This window comes from Pseudomonas sp. PDM14, from assembly GCF_014851905.1.
Lineage (GTDB): Bacteria > Pseudomonadota > Gammaproteobacteria > Pseudomonadales > Pseudomonadaceae > Aquipseudomonas.
The window spans coordinates 2,597,286-2,616,471 of the sequence record NZ_JACVAQ010000001.1; the positions used below are offsets into that span (position 1 = coordinate 2,597,286).

Annotated in this window: 19 protein-coding genes and 1 tRNA gene; 8 read left to right on the forward strand and 12 right to left on the reverse strand. The window is 56.8% G+C overall.

The genetic code is table 11. From position 1 onward, the window contains the following. The first annotated feature begins 173 nt into the window (after positions 1 to 173). Entirely contained in the window at positions 174 to 851 is a 678-nt protein-coding gene (locus tag IB229_RS12230; protein WP_192328997.1) for a heavy metal response regulator transcription factor, read from the forward strand. A 39-nt stretch (positions 852 to 890) separates the two neighbouring features. On the opposite strand, the gene IB229_RS12235 is transcribed toward IB229_RS12230, so the two are convergent. After that, positions 891 to 1,226: a DUF2790 domain-containing protein gene (locus IB229_RS12235; RefSeq protein ID WP_192328999.1), complete on the reverse strand. Its 336-nt coding sequence runs from the start codon at positions 1,224 to 1,226 to the stop codon at positions 891 to 893. A 317-nt stretch (positions 1,227 to 1,543) separates the two neighbouring features. Further along, positions 1,544 to 2,866, reverse strand: a complete 1,323-nt coding sequence (locus IB229_RS12240) for an OprD family porin (RefSeq protein ID WP_192329001.1) — start codon at positions 2,864 to 2,866, stop codon at positions 1,544 to 1,546. A gap of 477 nt (positions 2,867 to 3,343) precedes the next feature. Here IB229_RS12240 and IB229_RS12245 point away from each other — a divergent pair, with 477 nt between their 5' ends. The 4 genes from IB229_RS12245 to IB229_RS12260 all read left to right on the forward strand — a co-directional run bounded on the left by IB229_RS12245 (position 3,344) and on the right by IB229_RS12260 (position 8,209). Then, the gene (locus IB229_RS12245; RefSeq protein ID WP_192329003.1) at positions 3,344 to 4,018 is read left to right on the forward strand and encodes a heavy metal response regulator transcription factor; all 675 of its coding nucleotides are present in this window, start codon (positions 3,344 to 3,346) and stop codon (positions 4,016 to 4,018) included. Next, positions 4,015 to 5,409 carry a heavy metal sensor histidine kinase gene (locus IB229_RS12250; RefSeq protein ID WP_192329005.1) on the forward strand — a complete coding sequence of 465 codons (1,395 nt, stop codon included), beginning with the start codon at positions 4,015 to 4,017 and terminating at the stop codon, positions 5,407 to 5,409. Before IB229_RS12245 ends, IB229_RS12250 begins: the two co-directional genes overlap by 4 nt. Positions 5,410 to 5,760: 351 nt before the next feature. Next, entirely contained in the window at positions 5,761 to 6,654 is an 894-nt protein-coding gene (locus IB229_RS12255) for a LysR family transcriptional regulator (protein ID WP_192329007.1), read from the forward strand. Between the two features lie 232 nt (positions 6,655 to 6,886). Continuing rightward, the gene (locus IB229_RS12260) at positions 6,887 to 8,209 is read left to right on the forward strand and encodes an OprO/OprP family phosphate-selective porin (RefSeq protein ID WP_192329009.1); all 1,323 of its coding nucleotides are present in this window, start codon (positions 6,887 to 6,889) and stop codon (positions 8,207 to 8,209) included. Positions 8,210 to 8,480: 271 nt separating this feature from the next. Here IB229_RS12260 and IB229_RS12265 read toward each other — a convergent pair whose 3' ends face one another. The 3 genes from IB229_RS12265 to IB229_RS12275 all read right to left on the reverse strand — a co-directional run bounded on the left by IB229_RS12265 (position 8,481) and on the right by IB229_RS12275 (position 10,147). Next, positions 8,481 to 8,906 (reverse strand): hypothetical protein, encoded by a 426-nt coding sequence (locus IB229_RS12265; protein WP_192329011.1) that lies wholly within the window; start codon positions 8,904 to 8,906, stop codon positions 8,481 to 8,483. An 82-nt stretch (positions 8,907 to 8,988) separates the two neighbouring features. Further along, the gene (locus IB229_RS12270; protein ID WP_192329014.1) at positions 8,989 to 9,729 is read right to left on the reverse strand and encodes a hypothetical protein; all 741 of its coding nucleotides are present in this window, start codon (positions 9,727 to 9,729) and stop codon (positions 8,989 to 8,991) included. 88 nt (positions 9,730 to 9,817) lie between these two features. Next, positions 9,818 to 10,147, reverse strand: a complete 330-nt coding sequence (locus IB229_RS12275; protein ID WP_192329016.1) for a hypothetical protein — start codon at positions 10,145 to 10,147, stop codon at positions 9,818 to 9,820. Positions 10,148 to 10,310: 163 nt separating this feature from the next. Between IB229_RS12275 and IB229_RS12280 the strand changes: the two genes are divergently transcribed. Together IB229_RS12280 and IB229_RS21910 are read left to right on the forward strand one after the other, a co-directional pair. After that, positions 10,311 to 10,610 carry a helix-turn-helix domain-containing protein gene (locus IB229_RS12280; RefSeq protein ID WP_192329018.1) on the forward strand — a complete coding sequence of 100 codons (300 nt, stop codon included), beginning with the start codon at positions 10,311 to 10,313 and terminating at the stop codon, positions 10,608 to 10,610. A 100-nt stretch (positions 10,611 to 10,710) separates the two neighbouring features. Then, positions 10,711 to 10,905 carry a hypothetical protein gene (locus IB229_RS21910; protein ID WP_225578957.1) on the forward strand — a complete coding sequence of 65 codons (195 nt, stop codon included), beginning with the start codon at positions 10,711 to 10,713 and terminating at the stop codon, positions 10,903 to 10,905. 17 nt (positions 10,906 to 10,922) lie between these two features. Here IB229_RS21910 and IB229_RS12285 read toward each other — a convergent pair whose 3' ends face one another. From IB229_RS12285 to IB229_RS12300, 4 genes are all read right to left on the reverse strand, one after another. Next, positions 10,923 to 11,858 carry a site-specific integrase gene (locus IB229_RS12285; protein WP_192329020.1) on the reverse strand — a complete coding sequence of 312 codons (936 nt, stop codon included), beginning with the start codon at positions 11,856 to 11,858 and terminating at the stop codon, positions 10,923 to 10,925. An 851-nt stretch (positions 11,859 to 12,709) separates the two neighbouring features. After that, positions 12,710 to 13,021, reverse strand: coding sequence for a hypothetical protein (locus IB229_RS12290; protein WP_192329021.1), 312 nt, complete (start codon positions 13,019 to 13,021; stop codon positions 12,710 to 12,712). Positions 13,022 to 13,108: 87 nt separating this feature from the next. Next, positions 13,109 to 13,504, reverse strand: a complete 396-nt coding sequence (locus IB229_RS12295; RefSeq protein ID WP_225578958.1) for a DUF6957 family protein — start codon at positions 13,502 to 13,504, stop codon at positions 13,109 to 13,111. Positions 13,505 to 13,911: 407 nt separating this feature from the next. Continuing rightward, positions 13,912 to 14,223, reverse strand: a complete 312-nt coding sequence (locus IB229_RS12300; protein ID WP_192329023.1) for a hypothetical protein — start codon at positions 14,221 to 14,223, stop codon at positions 13,912 to 13,914. A 97-nt stretch (positions 14,224 to 14,320) separates the two neighbouring features. Between IB229_RS12300 and IB229_RS12305 the strand changes: the two genes are divergently transcribed. Continuing rightward, positions 14,321 to 14,584 carry a helix-turn-helix domain-containing protein gene (locus tag IB229_RS12305; RefSeq protein ID WP_192329025.1) on the forward strand — a complete coding sequence of 88 codons (264 nt, stop codon included), beginning with the start codon at positions 14,321 to 14,323 and terminating at the stop codon, positions 14,582 to 14,584. Between the two features lie 20 nt (positions 14,585 to 14,604). Here IB229_RS12305 and IB229_RS12310 read toward each other — a convergent pair whose 3' ends face one another. The 3 genes from IB229_RS12310 to IB229_RS12320 form a co-directional block, all read right to left on the reverse strand. Beyond that, on the reverse strand, positions 14,605 to 14,946 hold the full coding sequence (locus IB229_RS12310) for a hypothetical protein (RefSeq protein WP_192329027.1): 342 nt from the start codon (positions 14,944 to 14,946) through the stop codon (positions 14,605 to 14,607). A gap of 371 nt (positions 14,947 to 15,317) precedes the next feature. After that, positions 15,318 to 15,394, reverse strand: a tRNA-Ile gene (locus IB229_RS12315). Positions 15,395 to 15,410: 16 nt separating this feature from the next. Next, positions 15,411 to 19,142 (reverse strand): bifunctional diguanylate cyclase/phosphodiesterase, encoded by a 3,732-nt coding sequence (locus IB229_RS12320; RefSeq protein WP_192329029.1) that lies wholly within the window; start codon positions 19,140 to 19,142, stop codon positions 15,411 to 15,413. Positions 19,143 to 19,186: the final 44 nt, after the last annotated feature.

Consider the following 19,186-nt stretch of genomic DNA (forward strand, 5'->3'; position numbering starts at 1 on the left):
TGAAAGCTCCGACGCTACAAGGCCTCTACGGTCATCCGCGACACCCCGCCACACCTGCAACCCTTGACCCTGTAGTGACTACAGGCCTTAGCCTTTCCATTGCCACCTTGTTAGTAACGATCCTTTTTATTGGCGCTTAATAACAAAACAGCCGAACCCTCAGGAAATAAAAAATGCGAATCCTCGTTGTAGAAGACGAAATTAAATCTGCCCAATATTTGAATCAAGGATTGAAAGAAAGTGGTTATATTGTTGACAACGCCGCGACCGGGCGCGACGGTATTTACCTAGCCAGCCAATATGACTACGACTTGATAATGCTGGATGTTAACCTTCCGGAAGTTGACGGCTGGGGCGTGCTTGAAGAAATACGCTACAACAATACTAAAACCAAAATCATGATGTTGACTGCACGAGGTCGTCTGGCCGACAAGGTGAAAGGGCTGGATCTTGGAGCAGACGACTACCTGGTAAAACCGTTTGAGTTTCCAGAGTTGCTCGCACGAACACGAACCCTACTGCGCAGGGGCGATCGGCTCGCAGCTTCTGACAAATTAAAGGTTGCAGAGCTCGAACTCGACCCCGGTCGACACCGCGCTTACCGTGGTGACACAAAGATCAACCTCACCTCTAAAGAGTTCGCGCTGCTTCACCTGCTGATGAGGCGCGCTGGCGAAGTTTTGTCTCGAACCCAGATCATTTCCCTGGTATGGGACATGAACTTTGACTGCGACACCAATGTGGTAGAGGTCTCAATGCGCAGGCTTCGCGCTAAGATTGATGATCCGTTCGAGAAAAAATTGATCCACACCATCCGAGGTGTTGGATATGTGATCGAAGAGCGAGACTGATCCCTCAGGGAAGCTCTTCATGGAAAAGCTCTGCCGAGCTCACTTGGTGTTTTGGCAGTACCCCTGCGCAAGATACCGAATGGTGTACAGCTCGCCATTTGAGTCCTCGTAGGTCATGAGTTTACCCACGTTGCCGCAGTGCTTTACGGCGGGAGTCATGTATATGACTTTCGCCACGTCCAGTTTCATGCCGTAGCTGTAATCAATGGGTTGCGGAACTGCTTTACCCATCTGTTCCGCATAACGTTGAACTGCCTGCAGACTTCGCGCCTCGATTTCGTTCACGCTCTTCTCTGACGCATCAGTCGAGTAGGCATATGCACCCTGGGATGCAACGAATGTGAAAAAGATAATGAAAGAACGGATAGATTTCATGGGGTGCCCTCCTGAAAATTTCACATTAATTTAACGCACCCTGAATTACCCAAAGATGGCGCCACCATTACGATTACGAAATCTCGTCGCCCATAAAAAAAGCGCCCATTTCTGGGCGCCTAGGATTCACCTCTTTCCAAGGAGCACTAATGCTACAAAGGTGAATATCTTAAGTCTCCGGCACACTGACAACCGTCCGAAGCCTCATTAACTTGCAGGATCAAAAATAACCGCCAGCAACTAACAATAACGTGATTAAACGATGACAAATTTGAAAGCTTGGATGCAGAGTAATCACGCATCCAAACCTGCGACAGTTACAGCACGCTAAGCGGGTACTCGACGATCAGGCGGAACTCATCCAGATCAGACTCGTACTGCGTGGCCCGGGTATTGGCCTGACGAATACGGAACGCCATGTCCTTGAGCGAGCCCGTCTGCACCACGTACTTGGCTTCGATGTCACGCTCCCAGCGCTTTTGGTCCGTCAGCGGATTTCCAGCATCGTCTCGGCGCATGTAAACATCGTTAGCGTTGGAGTAGTCCGCATCCGTGCCCTTGCCGTAACGGGCCATGAAGGACAGGCCTGGAACACCGAACGACTCCATGTCGAGGTCGTAGCGCACCATCCAGGATCGCTCCTTCGGCGAGTTGAAATCGGTGTATTGGATGGCATTGTCGAGGTAGATCGAGTCAGCCTGACGCAGGTAGTCGAAGTCGTCATCGCCGTTGTTACGCTGGTGCGACACGCTGACAGTGTGAGCGCCAAACTGAAGGCCTACTTTCGCGCTCCAGATGTTGTTGTTCAGCTCACCCAGGAGCTTCTTACCTTCGTCCTGAACGTTGTAATAGTTGAAACCTGCGATCAGGGCGAGGTCTTCGCTCAGGGGCTGGGTCAACGAGGTGCCGAAGTAGTATTGATCCCAAGCATCTTTCAGCCGGCCACCGTAGGCACTGACGCTGATGTTTTCGTTGACGTTGTAATCGCCCCCGAAGTAGCCAACCCAAGGCGAGTCCACGGGCCCGGCGTAAAAGGTGGCGAACGTGTCGCGCATGTCGCTGGATACGGGCTGGCTCATGGAATGGAGACGGCCACCTTGCAACGTCAACCCTTCCAGACTGTTGTTCTCAAGCGTGACGCCTCGGAAAGACTCTGGAAGTAGGCGCGCATCACCATAGTGAACGACTGGGGTGGCTGGAAACACGTCACCCGCCTTGAGCACGGTATCGAATGCTCGTGCCTTCAGAGCGCCACCAACCTTGCTGTAGTCGTCACTCGCTTCGCCGTTGCGATCCACCGGCAATATGTCGAACGAGCTGCGACCGCCGTTACGGCCACCGCCGGTATCCAGCTTCAAGCCGATCATGGCGAACGCATCAACACCTACACCTACAGTACCTTGTGTAAAACCGGACTCGAACTTACCGATGACTGCGTGAGCCAGGGTTTCAGAATAACCCGCGCCCCCCGGCGCATCCGCGCCATTGCGGTCGTCGCGATTGAAGTAAAAGGTGCGGTTGAGGATGTCGAAGCTGCTCCCCTCGATAAAGCCCTCTTTCTGCTCTTCAGCAGAAACCAGAGGACTCATCCCGCAAATAGCGGAAAATACAGCAAGCGAAAGCTTAGCCTTTGCGTTCATGGTAGCTCCATTGATTCCGGCAGTTTTTATTTAATAGAGCGGCCAAATGGAATTATAAGAATAGCGACCGCGAACCTATCCTTACTGCCGGGAGCTAACAGCAAGATGAGCGAAGAATTACAATTTTGAAAGAAAGCAATAAGGGCTTACAGCGGTCATCAACAACTGTTAGATTTTTGCGCCGGAATTTTCCTGTCGAACCCAGCAATTTGAACCTCGCTAAGCGCAGCCATGCTATTTAGTAGTATTTCGCCCACAAATAAGCGGCCTCCTAACGGCAAATTATCGCGTCCACAAGAGCTACAACTATCAATCAGGTTACGTAAAAATTACAAATCTGTAGGTTTTCTCCGCCTACTAAATCGGCACGTTAGAATCGCCGCTCGATGGTCGCGCCAAATCAATCACACCAAGAATAAAAATAGGCGCCATCGAAACAACCTTCAATGCCAAGCAAATCTAGGTAATAAGACTTCTATGCGCGTATTGGTCGTCGAGGACGAAAATAAGACAGCAGAGTATTTACAACAAGGACTTTCCGAGAGCGGATATATCGTTGACCGCGCCAGTGACGGCATTGATGCGCTGCACCTTTTCAATCACAACGCCTACGGTCTCGTCATTCTGGATGTGAACCTGCCAGGCATAGATGGTTGGGGGGTCCTGGGCTCCATCCGCAAGACCAGCCAAGTGCGAATCATGATGCTGACCGGTCGCGGCCGTTTGACTGACAAGATCAAAGGCCTGGACGCCGGAGCTGACGACTATCTGGTCAAGCCATTCGAGTTTCCGGAATTCTTGGCCAGAGTCCGATCTTTGCTCAGACGTGGAGAGGAGCTCGTCGAGAGTGCTACTTTACAGGTGGCCAATCTGGAGCTTGACCCAGGCAGGCATCGCGCCTATCGCGGCGAACACCGCATCGACCTCACCACCAAAGAATTCGCCCTGCTGCATTTACTCATGAGTAGAACCGGAGAGGTGCTAACCCGCTCCCAGATCATCTCCCTCGTCTGGGATATGAACTTCGACTGCGACACGAACGTGATCGATGTATCGATCAGACGTCTGCGCGCAAAAATCGATGACCCCTTCGAAACCAAGCTGATCCATACCTTGCGTGGTGTCGGTTACGTACTGGAAGACCGTTCATGAACAGGCCAAGCCTGGCGACCCAACTCGGCTTGAAGGTAGGCCTCATGAGCGTTGCGTTGGTGGCCTTGCTCGCTACTGTCGCCTATCTGATGCTCTCTCAGGGGTTAGACCGCATAGCCAGATCGGCGCTCGAGTCGAAGATGACGAGCTTCGCTCACAGTCTTGCCTCGTCATCCAGCCTGCAAGAAGTGCAGGCAAGATCCCATGTGCTAGTTGAGCTGGCGATGGGGCACACCAACCTCTACGTTTCCATCTCCAGCGCCGAGTCCTCAGCGCCCCCTTTGTTGACCATCGGTTCCAAGCCAACCAGCTTCCGTCCGAATCTGTTTGCGGCCACTGAGGACCTACGACTTCAAGAGTGGCAGGAAGACATCAACAGTCCAATGCTGACAGCTGTACAGACCACGCGTCTCAAGGACGGAAGCCCTCTTACTGTGTACCTGACGGTGGACCGTACTTCTGATCAGGAGCTGCTTAATGAGCTGCTGAAGTGGAGCCTGGTAGCAACGCCATTTCTGCTTTTTGTCATCCTGAGTGTTTCATGGATGACGGTGCGTCAGGGACTACGCCCGTTGACCAGTTTTCTGCGGATCGCTTCCAGCATTTCGACGGACAACCTGGAACACCGTCTGCCAACCAAGGGGCTGCCCTCAGAGCTGCGCCAGCTCGCCGACGGCATCAATTTCATGCTTCACCGCCTGGACAACGGTGTGCAGCAGCTTTCCCAGTTCTCCGATGATCTAGCCCACGAACTGCGCTCACCTATTGCAAACCTCATGGGCAAGGCACAGGTGACCCTCTCTCGTGAAAGAGAGCCAGAGGAGTATCGGGAGGTACTGGAGTGCTGTACGGAGGAGCTAGACCGGGTGACCCGCATCGTCTCTGACATGCTCTTTCTCGCACAGGTCAGCCACCCCGCAGCACTCGTGCATTTCGAGCAGATTGTTCTGGAAGACGAACTGGAACGGGTCAAAGACCTGTTCTTGCTAACAGCGGAAGAAAAAGGTGTTGAGATTTCTATCTCAGGCAAAGGAGTTGTGAGAGGTAACCGCCTGATGATTCAGCGCGCCATATCCAATCTGCTATCCAACGCTATTCGCTACTGTCCCGTACAAGGTTCGGTATCCATGCGTGTCGAACATCAGGAATCAGCTGTGCGGTTGAGCGTGGGCAATCCCGGAAGCGGAATCCCTACTGAACATCTACCCCACCTATTCGAGCGCTTCTACCGGGTGGACAAGAGTCGAGCGCGCAACGAGGGCGGCACCGGGCTCGGCTTGGCAATCGTTCGCTCCATCATGAGCCTGCATCAGGGCACAGCTGGGGTCGTCGCTAGCAAGGATGGCTACACATGCTTCCATCTGGACTTTCAGCAGAAGAGACCACACTAAGCATCACTTGCTAGGAAAGCGATGTGAGTCGCTTAGCTCAGCTCATCATGAAAACTCGGCTAATACTTGCACTGCTCGTTGTGCTACTTGCTACAGACCAGTATCGCGCACTGCCGAAAGAACACTGGTGCATACATGATTTTCGCCGGATGGTATTCAGCATATTTGATACCTAGAGGCATGACGACAGATCACCCTCCGAACCTTACGAATTAGTAATTCTCCCGCGACCTTCCTGACAGGTTGAACTAGTTACTCTCCCCACATCGAGAGCAACGACCGCACTCGCCGATAACTATGTCCGCGCGAAAATAGTACGTCGCCGTGACGCCCGTTAATCGGCCGCACTTTATGTTCGACACCCTAACCATCGATCTAGAACTCGCCCAAGGGTTTGCTGCCGCGGCACGCTGCGCCTGCTTCAAGCAGGCCGCACGAAGCCTGAACATGCGCGCAGCACTTCTGAGAAAGCAGCTCAAGAAACTGGAGACCGAGATAGGGGAGCAACTCTTCCACTATCAGGATCGAGCGCTACATCTCACCGGAACAGGACAGCGCCTGCATAATGAGCTCTCTCGCCGCTTTGGTAATTTACGCCCCGAAGCAGCAAACCAAGCGCCGCTCCGCCTTGCTGTTCCCGATTCCTTACTGCACGACATCCTGGCCCGCAATCTCATCGCCTTCATTCGCCAGCATGGCGCGTCACGCCTAGAGTTGCTGCCGCTTGAGGGAGCGCCCGTAGAACAGGCCGATATCATGATCTGGCTGGCAGACCCCGAGAGTCCTCGGCCGAGCCCCGGCTTCGCCATGACCAAGCCACATCTGCTAGCCACCATCGATTACTACCCTCATATCGCAACCCGGTACTTCGCAGAGAGCCGCCATCCTGCCACTGGAAACTTATTGGCGGACTACATGCTTGTTCAGCAACGTAGCAACCTCACGGCGGCAGCTTTTGGACCATGGAACGCACTGGCCAACACGCGTAAAAATGCAATCACGATCGCCCCTCAACACGAGATGGTCAGAGAGCTCATCAAGAACTCGGCCTGCGTAGGGCTTCTTCCCGCATACACATCGAGAGTCGACAGGAAATTTATCCCTCTTAGGTCAGTGTTTAATCAGGCCATGCGCAGAATGGCCTGGCTATCAATGACACCTCTAGCCGCGCAACGCAGCGAGGTTCAAGCACTTGCCACCTCCATCCTGAATGCTTTCGAAGAGCGTCATTCCTGGTTCGAATGACCCACGATGCGCACCTTAGTTTTCACCGCAGCCATCGCTTCCCGACAATCCGTAATCTTTCTGAAATACTCCCCAGAACGCCGAAAAATCGGCTAAAGCCCCTGTTTACGTACCCTGCAGCGCGCCCCACAGCCGACGAAACATATTCGTCATGTAAATCCACAAAAACCGTCACGCGGCACTTAGAACCTCCCTACGCCAACCAAAACCAAGCGGCAATGAGGAGAAGTTCATGCTCACCCCGATTTCCAGTTTCAAAGGACTCAACCAGATCACTGCAGCCATTCTGCTTAGCGGGGCTGCGGTTGCGGCGAACGCAGGAACAGTTACCACAGATGGCGCAGATCTGGTGATCAAGACCAAGGGCGGTCTAGAGGTAGCCACTACTGACAAGGCGTTCAGCTTCAAGCTCGGTGGTCGCCTGCAAGCCGACTACGGCATGTTTGACGGCTACTACACCCGCAATGGCAACTCGGCGGACGCTGCGTACATCCGTCGAGCTTTCCTGGAACTGGGCGGCACCGCCTACAAAGACTGGAAGTACCAGATCAACTACGACATGTCGCGCAACACCGGAAGTGATAGCGCGGGCTACTTCGATGAAGCCAGCATTACCTACACGGGCTTTAGCCCGGTCAACCTGAAAATCGGCCGTTTCTACACTGATTTCGGTTTGGAAAAGGCAACTAGCTCGAAGTGGGTAACCGCGTTCGAACGTAACCTCGCCTACGATACCGCCGAGTGGGTCAATGACAACTCGGGTATGGGTCTTCAGGCTTCCTCCGTCGTCGGCAACGCAGTATTCCTCTCGGGTAGCTTGTTCAGCGAAAACAACAACGATACCGATGGAGACAGCGTTAAGCGCTACAACGTACGCGGTGTATTCGCACCTCTGAACGAGCCAGGCAATGTGCTGCACCTCGGTCTGCAATATGCCTACCGCGACCTTCAGGACAGTGCAGTCGACACACGCATTCGCTCGCGAATGGGCATCCGTGGTGTGGAGACCACCGGCGGCAACAGCGCTGGCACCAATGGCACGCGTTCCGTCTTCGGCGGTGCCTCGGCCACCCAAGGACTATGGGAAGACGATGCGGTCTGGGGCGTGGAAGGCGCCTGGGCCATGGACGCACTATCGGTGCAAGGCGAATATATGCGTCGCACCATCACCGCTGATGCCGCCGCAGAAGATGTCGACGTAACGGGCTACTACGGGCAGGTCGCTTACACCCTGACCGGCGAACCTCGTACCTACAAACTGGAAGGCGCAAAATTCGACACCATCAAGCCCGCCAACAAGCAACTGGGTGCATGGGAAGTGTTTTACCGCTATGACTCTTTCACAGTTGACGACGGTAACTTCACCACCAGCACTGCCGTTCGCCAGGTTGGCGATACCGAGGGCAAGTCTCACACCATAGGCGTCAACTGGTATGCAAACGAAGCAGTGAAGATCAGCGCAAATTACGTCAAAGCGAGCACCGACAACATCAACAATGAAGCTGGAGATGACAGTGGTGACGGCGTTGTGATGCGCGCGCAGTACGTCTTCTGATCTGCGAGGCAAAAAGCAAAGGCCGCTAAGGCGTCCTTTGCTTTTCCCGCCAGATGAAAGATCACGCAAGATCATGTTTGTATGAACTGCCTTCAGATCGCGCCAGAAGAGCGCGCGCTGAAAACGCTGTTTGCGTGATGCCTTCATCAACTAATGCGAGCATGTGAGACGCTGGATTTATCTTCGGAAGATAGTTCTCAACGACTGCTTTTGGCCGGAAGAAGACGTTGATTGCAAGCAGCTGTCGGCGACTAGAGCAATGCTTGAGGGATCACTTCAAACTCGCCTCTAGAGCTTCCGCTAACGCCTCCAGTGCGGATTCCAATCGGGACGATTCCCACGGGTCAGACGAGCACAGTTCACGAGCGTTTGCCTGCTTCACAAAGCGCAGTAGGGCTTCCGCATCTGCGTTCGGAATATCTAGCTGGATCGATCTATCCGCGCCCAAGTTTCCTTCAGTGCCTATCAGCCCAAATTCGCGCTCATCGAGCGGCTCATCACTGAAGAGATGCTGTATCTCTCGCTCTTGCCGGATGTAGCTCAGGGATTGGAAGAAGCAGCCTTCGCATAACTGCACTCGATAGCGTTCACCAGCATGCCGTGAGCCATGCTCCCAGTTGGCGTGCAGCACACCAAGCTGCCCGTCATTGGCGAAGCATTCACAGAGGTCACAGCGTTCACCCGCTCTTTGCTCCATCACCTTGTCCCTCGATCCGGCGTCAGCGCAGGCTTACCGCGGTGACGAGGTTCTGCGCTTTCGCATGCCGCTCACCTACCGGTCAGGCCGCTTTAATGGCAATGCACGCTGCAGTTTTGGTCTTTACGGTTTCCAGGACGTGGGCTTGGAAGTCGATACGGTTGCGGTAGGCAGCTTTGATGATCTGGTAGGCCACAAGGGAAAGAGCCATGCCTCCCCAGAAGATGGCTGCGGCTTTTAGCGCGATAGGTACGCCTGAGAACGTGATAACCGCGATTGGACCCAAAATCATCATTTGGGTCTTGCCATTCAAGGACGTGTAATGAGCTCCGCCGGGCCAAGGAACAAAGTGGTGAGGGTTGGCCGTTACTACGTCGATCCCCTGGCGTCCCCTGTTCCAATTGCTCAGGCCGACAAAGAAGAAGACAAAAGAAAGGGCTGCTGCCAGCCAGCTCATGAAAAGAATGAGCGGATAGTGGCTCAGCTTCTGAGGGGCCTGCTTCTGGATGGTGACGTACACGCCCGTGTTGAGATTTTGGTGGGCGACCACTGCGTTCGCGTAGTGCGCTAGGGCAATTTTATGACCCTCACGATACTGGCCAGGGCCAGCTCCCTCAAAAGTGGTTTCGAGCTCAGTTGCCGGATCACGTAGCCACAGTCGGCATGTGTTGGACAGATGATGAGAGCTTTGGATGGTAGGGTTGCCTGCCATCGTTCGGGAGCTATGGACGTTGGTATAGGCGTGCTGGTGTTCTTTAACCTGCACCACGTCGTAGATGACCACAGTTGGCGTGTGATCCGGGGTGTTCCTATCAAACTTCATAGGGCGCTCGCAGATGGTGGGATCGTGTCGTGGTCGGGGCTGGCGAGGAGCGCCTGCACACTGGTGGGGCAGGCGTTGAGCGCAAGACCTACTTCACGACGACCCAGTCGCCGTCATCACTCTGAGTCATCTGGATCGCAGCCACCTTATTAATCTCCCGGCCGAGCATGGTCGTGGTGACATCCAGGGTGCAGCGATACACGCTGTCGCGTACATGCTCGCAACCTTTGATCTCGTTCACGCTCATTTTGGGCGCCATCTTGCTGCCCGCAGCGCCGGCGGCCTGGGCGATGGACTGAGCTTCTTTGTCGAACATCGCCTGTACTTCGTCCTTGGTTGGTTCGCTGCCGCCGCAGCCGACCAGGGTGGCGATGGCTGAAAACAGGCCAAAGGTCAGAGTTTTCCGTGCTGCTTTCATTGATCCCTCTACTGCTAATGGTGTGCTGAATAGCTCTTGAGCGGCTGCGCGTTAGGGCGATGCCTTCGATATCTAGGTTACATCCAAATACTACCGAAACGGTAGTATTTGATATGCACGAACGCCGGACGATCTCGTTCTTTGACGACACCAAAGAACGGCCATGTCCACTCTGTCGAAGAGACTCAAAGAAGCGCGGTTGCGCGCAGGCTTGTCCCAAGAGCAACTCGGCCTGCAGATCGGGCTTGAACCTGCTTCTGCAAGCACGCGAATGAACCGCTACGAGCTAGGAAAACGGAGTCCAGACCTGGACCTGGTCGAGCGGATTGCTGAAGTGCTCGGCCTGCCAGCGGCGTACTTCTATGCCGTCCAGGATGAGGAGGCTGAACTGCTCCGCCAGTTCAGCGCTCTGAGCGCCAAAGGTAAGAAGCGGATACTGGACGTCATTGCCGAGGTGTCTTGACCTCAAGCTCCTCGATGATTGCATCTATCGCTAAATGAAGGCTAAGGCCGGTGCAGCCCGTGGCAGGGCTGCAGCCGTGTGCCTTCTCCGAGACACACTGATGACTTTAATCGACGCCACTCTCGCGCTATTCCTGGCTGCTCGGATCCATGGCACCGACGCTGCTGTGAGAGCCACAGCCAAGCGCTGCGTGAAGCTTCTACCCCGAAGTAAGCGCGAGATGATTTTTAAAGTTGTAGAGAGTAAAAGCCCGCTCGCGCTTGTGACATTCATGACGCAGAACCTTGAGCTGTAACCCGCGATCTTGTGTCGTTATGTCTCCTGCCCTTTGCCTACCCGGTTCTCAGTTTGACCCCAGTACTTGCGTGTCGCAGGTATCTCGATCCTCTCCAGTACTCGGCCTGCACCATACCTGGGTGAGCTCTTCGACTTGCGTATCTTCGACAGATCGGCGCCTGCCGCCGGTTTGACATGAATCTGGCTGGAATCGCCAGACCTGGGGTCACCGTAAACTTCCTGCGATGCTGTCGACTGATGCCCCATAACGTAGGCGGCTGTTTCGCTGCCGACTCCTGCTGCCTTCTGGGCAGCGCAGAAGTTGTGGCGGAAGCTCTTTAGCGTCGGGTGCTTTTTCCGTCTGGGCCATAGCGCACGACATTCCTTACGAAAACGATCCCTGATTGCGGCACCGGTGCGTTCACTTTGAGCCAGCCTTTTCGCTGCCCAGGTGATCGCTTTCAGAATTTTTGGAATGCCGATTACCAGCGTTCGGTCGGCACCACGATGCAGGGTCGCGCTCTTCTTGCCTCCGATGATCCGGACCTCATTTCCCTCAACCTGGATTGTCGGCATTTCACAAGGTCGCACAGCGAGGAAGTAGGCTAGGACCAGAGCTGCGGCTTCGTCATCATGACCGTGCTTGCGCAGGTGCTTGAAAAGCAGCTCTGCATCTTCTTTCGGCACCTTCTTAATCGTTCGAGGCTTGGGCTTGCGCGCGACTTTCGAGCCTGGCGCTGTGACCGGGTTGGTCAGCTGTCGAATGTCCGCAGCGGCTTCGATATGGCCGCGGGCTAGCTGGTCGGACACGATCTGGCTCTTCAACGTGCTGAACGCATTCGGCCGGAGATCCGGGGCGCATGCGAGCAAAGCCGCGCAGATCTGCGCCGAAGATGGATCGTTCTCGCCGCAGCGAGTCCGATAGAAGTTGCTGGTGCGTGTTTGGGTTTTTTGCAGGGTAGTGGGGTGCATAGCTCGTCTCTTCTTTTGTTTGATGACAAAGCTAAGCCGCTTCGCGAATGGCGTTGTGTCAGCTCGAACTGCACTGAAACACTCCGCCTTCGCTCCGTTTTTTCTCGTTCCGTTCGATCTGCCCCAACGCCCCCTTACTCGCGCCGCGAGTAAGGTCAGCGCGCTCTCACTCACGCGACACACTTCATCTACATTCAGCGTGCGCGTGGAGCAAAAGCGCGCGCAAGCGGTTTGTCATCAAAATCAAAATGCAGCCAGCGCCTAGGGCGCTGAAGGGGCGAGCGCAGCAGTGCGGGTTGGGCTCTGCGTGCACCACAGGAAAAGCGAATTCAAAAATGCTTGCCAGAGCCGTGGACTTTGGTTATTCAAAAATAAGGTAAGTAATTGAAATATATGATTTTATGGTCGACATAGGCGCTAAAAATCAGTGCCATTTTTGGCACGGTCACAGCCTTTAATGGCACCTGAGATGTCCGTTTGGGCACTGCTGGTGCCGTTTTCGGCACGTTTTGCATGTCGCAGGAGCGCTATGCGACATGCCTGGTATGTCGCAGAAGAGGCATGCGATACAACCTGAGTGCCGCAGGATGCGCTTGCGACAGTCCCAGGGTATGGCATTTTCTACGTGCGACACTCGGCGTGTGTCGTACCGTCTCCTACGACACGGCGACCGTGTCGCAGATTGTGGACGCCAACCTTGAGCCGCGTTCAGCGATACGAGGGGGCCAGCCAAAGGTGCGTGGTATCGAGCGTTGGTAGTGGCTGGCCACGGCTGAGGTTGAGCCGTGGAGAAGTGCAAACGAAGTCGCCTACAGCCGCCACCTTATCTAGAGATGCTCTGCGTGCGAGCATCATTGCCGTGTAATAGGGGCGATGCGGCGAATCCAAGCCCGAGTACTCAGGTGGTCGACCAGCGAGTCGAAACCCCCGTATTTATGAAAGCTGACGATTACGTAGAAGCCATTGAAGGTGCGTAGCACCCAAAAACCGTGCTCACGCCTGACCCATTTTATCTGCGATGTATGGATGAGGTTTCCGTCCATAAAGCGGGTAACGCTTGGGTCAGACATCACATGCTTATAGACGAAGCCATATCCATGGTTTACCGAAATTTGAGCCTGAGTGAGGTAGCCGGTCACGGGGCTGCTGAAGCAGATGGCCATGGCTACGCTCAAAGCCTGCATGTCATGAGTGACGCTAGCCTCGGGATCTATCTGCTCGGGAGGGGACAAGCTCATAGGTCTCAGGCACTAGTAGATGCTGGTCACGGCTTCAGCTGGGACGAGCTTACGTGTACCCGGTCCGAGGAGCAGGTACACAGAATTAAGCGTCTTGAAGTGAAAACCTTCGCAGAACTCATGCAGCAGCGAAGTGCGTACGAAGTCACCGACATCCCACCGGCGGTCACTATCAAAGATCACGGTATGCGCGTAGATCAGCGATGGTTGTCGCCTAGTCTGTGCGAGGGCCGCTTTCAGAGCCTCCGGGGCGTCGAATTCGATCCATATCCAATCGCGGACTAGACAAAAGGTCGCCATAGAAAAGCGCTTACGGGCGTATGCGAGCGCCTCGTCGTCACTCAGTTCGCTACCCATCATTGGGACTCCCGGATCCAGCAGCAGGCCGGTTACGTCTTGAAGTCGCATTGGGCTAATGCTCCTTCCGGGAGCTCGGTCCCCGGCGGCCATATTGGCTGCTCTTACCTTGCGCGCGCGTCTGTACTAGTGCGTTGGTCAAAACCGCCACATCAGCTGGGGTGGCCTCGATACAACCAGTACCGATGGTTAGCACGTAGCGTTCGCAGAGCATTTCAAACCTTCGCTCAGCTGAGATTTTGGTTGGTTCGATGAACCAGGAGCACATCAGCCCAAGCAGATATTCTGGAGTGAGTTCTGTGCTGGTCGAAGATCTCAGTCCGATCTCAGAGGCTAGACGTGCCTCGATCTCTGCCATGAATGCTACTTGATGCTCTAGCGGTAGTGGCTGGCTGCAGCAGTTAGCGATGGCTAGTAGCACTTCCAAAGTACCCGGTGTGTTTGAACTCATATGAGCGTCACTCACTGTGTGCTGCATGTGTGAGGGGCATATCGCAGTACCGTCCTCCTGGCGTCACGAGGCTAATGAGGTGAGCAAAGAACTCGGAAGCCTGCGGTACGGTGAGAAAATCATCGGCAGTTTGGTGTGAAGCACCTGCGGCCTGGCGGTCGCTGTTCCATGTGGCAAGGACAGTCTGCTCGTGAGCTGGTGGTGTGCGGTAAAAGGCGAGAAGCGATTTCAACTGCACTTTCATCTCAAGCGTTTTGGGATCGATCTGGATTGTGAAGCCAGGCTTGGATAGAGCGGGAGACGTCGGCATGTGCTGCATAAGGTAGTCCTTGCAATAATCTGAATATCGGTAATGCAGATATCTGTAAGTTAGATATAGATTGCTGGACTGTCAAGCCTTCAGTGGAACCTGTTGCGTGGAAAAATCGGTCTATCGAGATGAGAATCTGGTATTGCTCAGGCTGCTGAAGCAATGCCGGGTTGAGGCAGGGCTAACCCAGGCTCAGTTCGCCCAGGCGCTTGAGCGCCCTCAGTCATACGCTAGTGACATTGAACGCGGTTTGCGCAGGCTTGATCTGATCCAGTTGCGTGACATCTGCCAAGTGCTGAACCTGGACCTCGTGACCTTTGTTCAGCGCTACGAAGCTGAGCTCACAGCGGCGAAGCCTGCAGCCCTTTGAGGCTGCAGGCTACTTCCGAGCTACTGGTCCAACATTGCACTTCGCAGCAACGTTTCATGGGCTTTGGCTTGTAGCGCTCTTGCGTCGGTACTGAGGATAAGAAGGGCTTCGATGCATTGGTTGATGATGCCGCTGCTCAGCTCGTTCAACCGAGGTGAGTCACTGAGTGCATGCAATACCCCGATCATCGCGTTCTGCCGGTAAGTGGCTGCATCGAGCAGCTCAAATGGTGTGGCGTTGCATCGGTAGCCGAGCAAGCCGCTGGGATCAGAGCTATCAAGTGCCGCAAAGAGTTGTTGAGCGCTGGTGCTAGCTGAGAGGTCGGAGCTGACCTCGGTGGGCGAAGTAGTGTGAGTGGGCATGATGTGATCCTCAGAACGGATGTTCTGCCACCCGACGCCAATCGGGTGAGCAGGCCGCACGGGTTGGCGTACCGGTCTGAGGGCCGGCGCATCCGAAGATGCCCCGCACGGCCCGCCCATAACGGCACAGCCATGCTTGGGGCTAGATACCAACTAGCCCCATCTCAGATGTCGGGACGCCAATCCCGTTCCCCTTTGGGGGAGCACAAACCTATTGGAGAGCTACCTGAGTGTCAATCTGCGAGCTGCGGATCTCGCGATGCCTAGCGCTGTAGAAAGGAAGCGGTACGCAAAACGGTACGCAAATTTTTTATTCGGCCCATTAACGACAAAAGGCCAGCACGATGGCTGACCTAAGTCGTTGTTTCATATGGTGGGCCCACACGGACTCGAACCGTGGACCAAAGGATTATGAGTCCTCTGCTCTAACCAACTGAGCTATAGGCCCCCAGAAGGCGGGCGGATTATACCGGCGCGATTTCCGCGCTGCCAATCGCTAATGGGCCGAGGAAGTTGCTGGCGAAGGATTCCGCCGAGAGCGGGCGGCTGACCACGTAGCCCTGGATCTGCTGGCAGCCCTCGGCGGCGAGGAACAGTTCCTGGGCTTTGGTTTCCACGCCTTCGGCGATCACCGTGAGTTGCAGGCTGCGGCCCAGGGCGATGATGGCGCGGGTGATCGCGGCGTCGTCGGCATCGGCGGGCAGGCCGAGGATGAAGGATTTGTCGATCTTCAGGATGTCCAGTGGCAGGCGCTTGAGGTAGCTGAGCGAGGAGTAGCCGGTGCCGAAGTCGTCGATGGCCAGTTGCAGGTTCAGGGCCTTGAGTTCGTGGAGGATGCTCAGGGCTTCCTCCGCCTGGCTCATGATGAAGTTCTCGGTGATCTCCAGCTGCAGGCGACTTGCGTCGAGGCCGAAGTCGGCGAGGGTGCTGGCGATGCGCTTGGCCAGGTGCGGCTGGCGCAGCTGGTTGCCAGACAGGTTGATCGACAGCGGGCCGAACGGCGCGTGGCGATCCTGCCATTCGCGCATCTGCCGGCAGGCTTCCTGCAGCACCCAGTCGCCGAGCTGGATGATCATGCCGTTGTCTTCAGCCAGCGGAATGAAGCGGTCCGGCGGGATCTCGCCGAACACTGGGTGGTGCCAGCGCAGCAGCGCTTCGGCGCCGACCAGAGCCTTGCTGGTGAGGCATTGCTTGGGCTGGTAGTAGAGGCTCATCTCGCCGCGTTCGAGGGCGCGGCGCAGCTCGTGTTCCAGGGTCATGCGTTCGGTGGCCTGGAAGGTCAGGCTGCGGGTGTAGAACTCGATGCGGTTGCGGCCCTTGGCCTTGGAACTGTACATCGCCGCGTCGGCGTTCTTGACCAGGGTGGCGACGTCGTTGCCATCCTCGGGGAACAGGCTGATGCCGATGCTGGAGCTGATGAAGAACTCGTGGCCATCGACCTGGAACGGCGCGCCGAAGCAGGTCAGCAGCTTGGTCGCCACGCGTTCGGCGTCGACGCTGCGGTGTAGGCCGGGGAGTAGGACGATGAACTCGTCGCCGCCGAGGCGGGCCACGGTGTCGATGTCGCGCAGCTGCTCGCGCAGGCGCAGGGCGATGGCTTGCAGCAGCAGGTCGCCAACCGGATGACCGAGGCTGTCGTTGATGTGCTTGAAGCGGTCGAGGTCGAGGAACAGCACGGCGCCCTGACGCTGCTCGGCGAGGCTGTCGGCCAGGCAGCTGTTGAGCCGGCTTTCGAACAGCAGGCGGTTGGGCAGGCCGGTCAGCGGATCGTGGTGGGCCTGGTGGTCGAGACGCGCCTGGGCCTGTTTGAGCGTGCTGATGTCGGCGAACACGCCGACGAAATGGGTGATGGTCGCCGCCGGGTTGCGCACGGCGCTGATGGTCAGCCATTCGGGGTACAGCTCGCCATTCTTACGCCGGTTCCAGATCTCGCCCTGCCAGTGGCCGTCGAGTGACAGCTGGTGCCACATGCCGGCGTAGAAGGCGCTGTCGTGCTGGCCGGAGGCGAGCAGGCGTGGCGACTGGCCGATGGCTTCCGCTTCGCTGTAGCCGGTGATTTCGCTGAACGCGCGGTTGACCGCGGTGATGCGTTGGCGGGTGTCGGTGATCATCACGCCTTCGGCGGTGCTCTCGAAGACGGTGGCAGCCTGGTGCAGGCGCTCCTGCATCTGGTCGCGCTCGGTGATGTCGCGGGCGATGGTGAGCATGCAGGGTTCGTCGTTGATCATGATCGGCTGGGCCGACAGTTCAGCCAGGCGCAGGGTGTTCTGCTTGGTGCGAATCCAGGCGCGGAAGTCGCGGGCCATGCCTTCTGTCAGAACCAGTTCGACGATGCGGTTGCGATCGGCCAGCTCGGCCCACAGGCCAATCTCGCTGGTGGTGCGGCCGAGCACTTCGTGCAGTTCGTAGCCGGTGATCAGGCAGAAGCCCTCGTTGGCCTCCAGCAGGCGACCGTCGGCCAGGCGGGTGATCAGCAGGCCGTCGGGCGAGGCGTGGAACGACTTGGCGAATTTTTCTTCGGATAGTTGCAGCTGGTGCTGCGTGCGCTTGAGTTCGGTGATGTCGCGCACCGAGACGACCAGTGCGGCGACGCCTTCGAGGGTGACCGGCTGGGCCGAGATCAGCCCGGTGAAGCGTTCGCCGTTGCGCCGGCGGAACACCAGTTCGAGGTTGTTCAGCGCCTCGCCCTGCATGCGCTCGAGCAGCTCGGGCGCCTGTTCGGGGTGGACCCAGATGTCCAGCTCGCTGGCGGTCTTGCCCAGTGCCTCGCTGGCGCTGATGCCGAGCTGCTGCTCGAAGGTCTGGTTGAGAGCGAGGAGGATGCCGTCCTTGCGCCGGGCGATAACCAGGATGTCCGGGCAGTTGTGGAACACCGAGGCGAACTTCTGTTCGGAGAGGCGGCGGGATTCTTCGGCCTGCTTGGTTTCGCTGATGTCGATCATCAGGCCGCGCATGATCAGTTGGTCATCCTGTTCGATCAGGGTGACGATGTCGCGGACCCAGAGTACGCGGCCCTGGCTGTCGACCACGCGGTAATCGATGCTGTGGTCGCGGCGAGCCTTGCAGTTCTCGACACAGCGCGCGGTTTCGGCGGCGAGGTCGTCCGGGTGCACCAGGCGATCCCAGAAGCCCAGTTCGAGCCACTGCGCCAGCGGGTAGCCGAGCAGCTTCTCCGCATGCGGTGAGACATAGGTGAAGCGGCACGCGGCGGCGTCGGCTTCCCAGGCGATCGCCGAGAGGCTTTCGATCAGCCCGCGGTAGTGCTGCGCGCTATTGCGCAGCTGGCGCTCCAGGGCCTTGCGGTTGCGGATTTCCTGGCTCAGGCGGCGGTTGATGCGCAGCACCGCGACCAGCACCAGGACCACCGCCAGCACGGCGGGCAGGCCGTAAAGCAGCATGTCCTTCCAGGTTTGCCGGTGATCCAGCACGCCAGCGATCCACGGTGCCTGCAGCTCGCTGATTTCTTCCGCGCTGAGTTCAGCGAACAGTTTGTCGAGGATGTGGATCAGCGTGGCATTGCTGTGCGGTGCGGCCATCGCCAGCTGGTAGCGGTAGGGCGTTTCGCCGCTGATGTAGAGGCCTTCGATCTTCAGCTCGCGCATGGTCCAGGCGCTGGAGGCGAGGTCACCGACCAGGGCATCGGCCTGGCCGCTGGCGACGGCCTGCAGGGCCGCCTTGACGCTGGGCAGGGGCAGCAGGTTGAGATCGGGGTGCTGGCTGCGCAGTAGTTCGTGCGGTGCGTAGTCCTTCACCACCGCGACTTTCAGGCCGTACAGCTCCTGCAGCTGGCGCGGTTGCGGGCCGTCCGGGTGAGCGAGGATGACGATGGGGAAGTCGAGGTAGGGGCGGGTGAAGGTCAGGTTCTTCAGGCGTTCCGGGGTGGACATCGCGCCTGGCAACAGGTCGAGTTTGCCGGCCTTGGCATCACCCAGTGCTTCGCTCCAGGTGGCGGGCTCGACGATTTCCAGGTGGATGTTCAGGCGTTGCTCGATCAGCGCCGCGTAGCTGGCGCTCAGGCCCTGATACTCGCCCTGGGCGTTGCGCAATTCGAAGGGTGGCCAGGAGGCGTCGACGCCCAGGCGGATGGTCGGATGATCGGCCAGCCAGGCTTGTTCGTCGGCGCTCAGTTGAAGCGCCAGCGCCGGATTTGCCCAGAGCGCCAGGCACGGCAGGAGAATGGCCAGCAAACGCAGCATGCGGGCGGCTTCCGAGCTGGGGGTTGTGGTGAGCAAGTGTAGCT

Excerpts from the sequence above, each read along its gene's own strand:
- IB229_RS12230 (WP_192328997.1), top strand. The coding sequence starts at position 174 with ATGCGAATCCTCGTTGTAGAAGACGAAATTAAATCTGCCCAATATTTG.
- IB229_RS12235 (WP_192328999.1), bottom strand. The coding sequence starts at position 1,226 with ATGAAATCTATCCGTTCTTTCATTATCTTTTTCACATTCGTTGCATCC.
- IB229_RS12240 (WP_192329001.1), bottom strand. The coding sequence starts at position 2,866 with ATGAACGCAAAGGCTAAGCTTTCGCTTGCTGTATTTTCCGCTATTTGC.
- IB229_RS12245 (WP_192329003.1), top strand. The coding sequence starts at position 3,344 with ATGCGCGTATTGGTCGTCGAGGACGAAAATAAGACAGCAGAGTATTTA.
- IB229_RS12250 (WP_192329005.1), top strand. The coding sequence starts at position 4,015 with ATGAACAGGCCAAGCCTGGCGACCCAACTCGGCTTGAAGGTAGGCCTC.
- IB229_RS12255 (WP_192329007.1), top strand. The coding sequence starts at position 5,761 with ATGTTCGACACCCTAACCATCGATCTAGAACTCGCCCAAGGGTTTGCT.
- IB229_RS12260 (WP_192329009.1), top strand. The coding sequence starts at position 6,887 with ATGCTCACCCCGATTTCCAGTTTCAAAGGACTCAACCAGATCACTGCA.
- IB229_RS12265 (WP_192329011.1), bottom strand. The coding sequence starts at position 8,906 with ATGGAGCAAAGAGCGGGTGAACGCTGTGACCTCTGTGAATGCTTCGCC.
- IB229_RS12270 (WP_192329014.1), bottom strand. The coding sequence starts at position 9,729 with ATGAAGTTTGATAGGAACACCCCGGATCACACGCCAACTGTGGTCATC.
- IB229_RS12275 (WP_192329016.1), bottom strand. The coding sequence starts at position 10,147 with ATGAAAGCAGCACGGAAAACTCTGACCTTTGGCCTGTTTTCAGCCATC.
- IB229_RS12280 (WP_192329018.1), top strand. The coding sequence starts at position 10,311 with ATGTCCACTCTGTCGAAGAGACTCAAAGAAGCGCGGTTGCGCGCAGGC.
- IB229_RS21910 (WP_225578957.1), top strand. The coding sequence starts at position 10,711 with ATGACTTTAATCGACGCCACTCTCGCGCTATTCCTGGCTGCTCGGATC.
- IB229_RS12285 (WP_192329020.1), bottom strand. The coding sequence starts at position 11,858 with ATGCACCCCACTACCCTGCAAAAAACCCAAACACGCACCAGCAACTTC.
- IB229_RS12290 (WP_192329021.1), bottom strand. The coding sequence starts at position 13,021 with ATGGCCATCTGCTTCAGCAGCCCCGTGACCGGCTACCTCACTCAGGCT.
- IB229_RS12295 (WP_225578958.1), bottom strand. The coding sequence starts at position 13,504 with ATGCGACTTCAAGACGTAACCGGCCTGCTGCTGGATCCGGGAGTCCCA.
- IB229_RS12300 (WP_192329023.1), bottom strand. The coding sequence starts at position 14,223 with ATGCAGCACATGCCGACGTCTCCCGCTCTATCCAAGCCTGGCTTCACA.
- IB229_RS12310 (WP_192329027.1), bottom strand. The coding sequence starts at position 14,946 with ATGCCCACTCACACTACTTCGCCCACCGAGGTCAGCTCCGACCTCTCA.
- IB229_RS12320 (WP_192329029.1), bottom strand. The coding sequence starts at position 19,142 with ATGCTGCGTTTGCTGGCCATTCTCCTGCCGTGCCTGGCGCTCTGGGCA.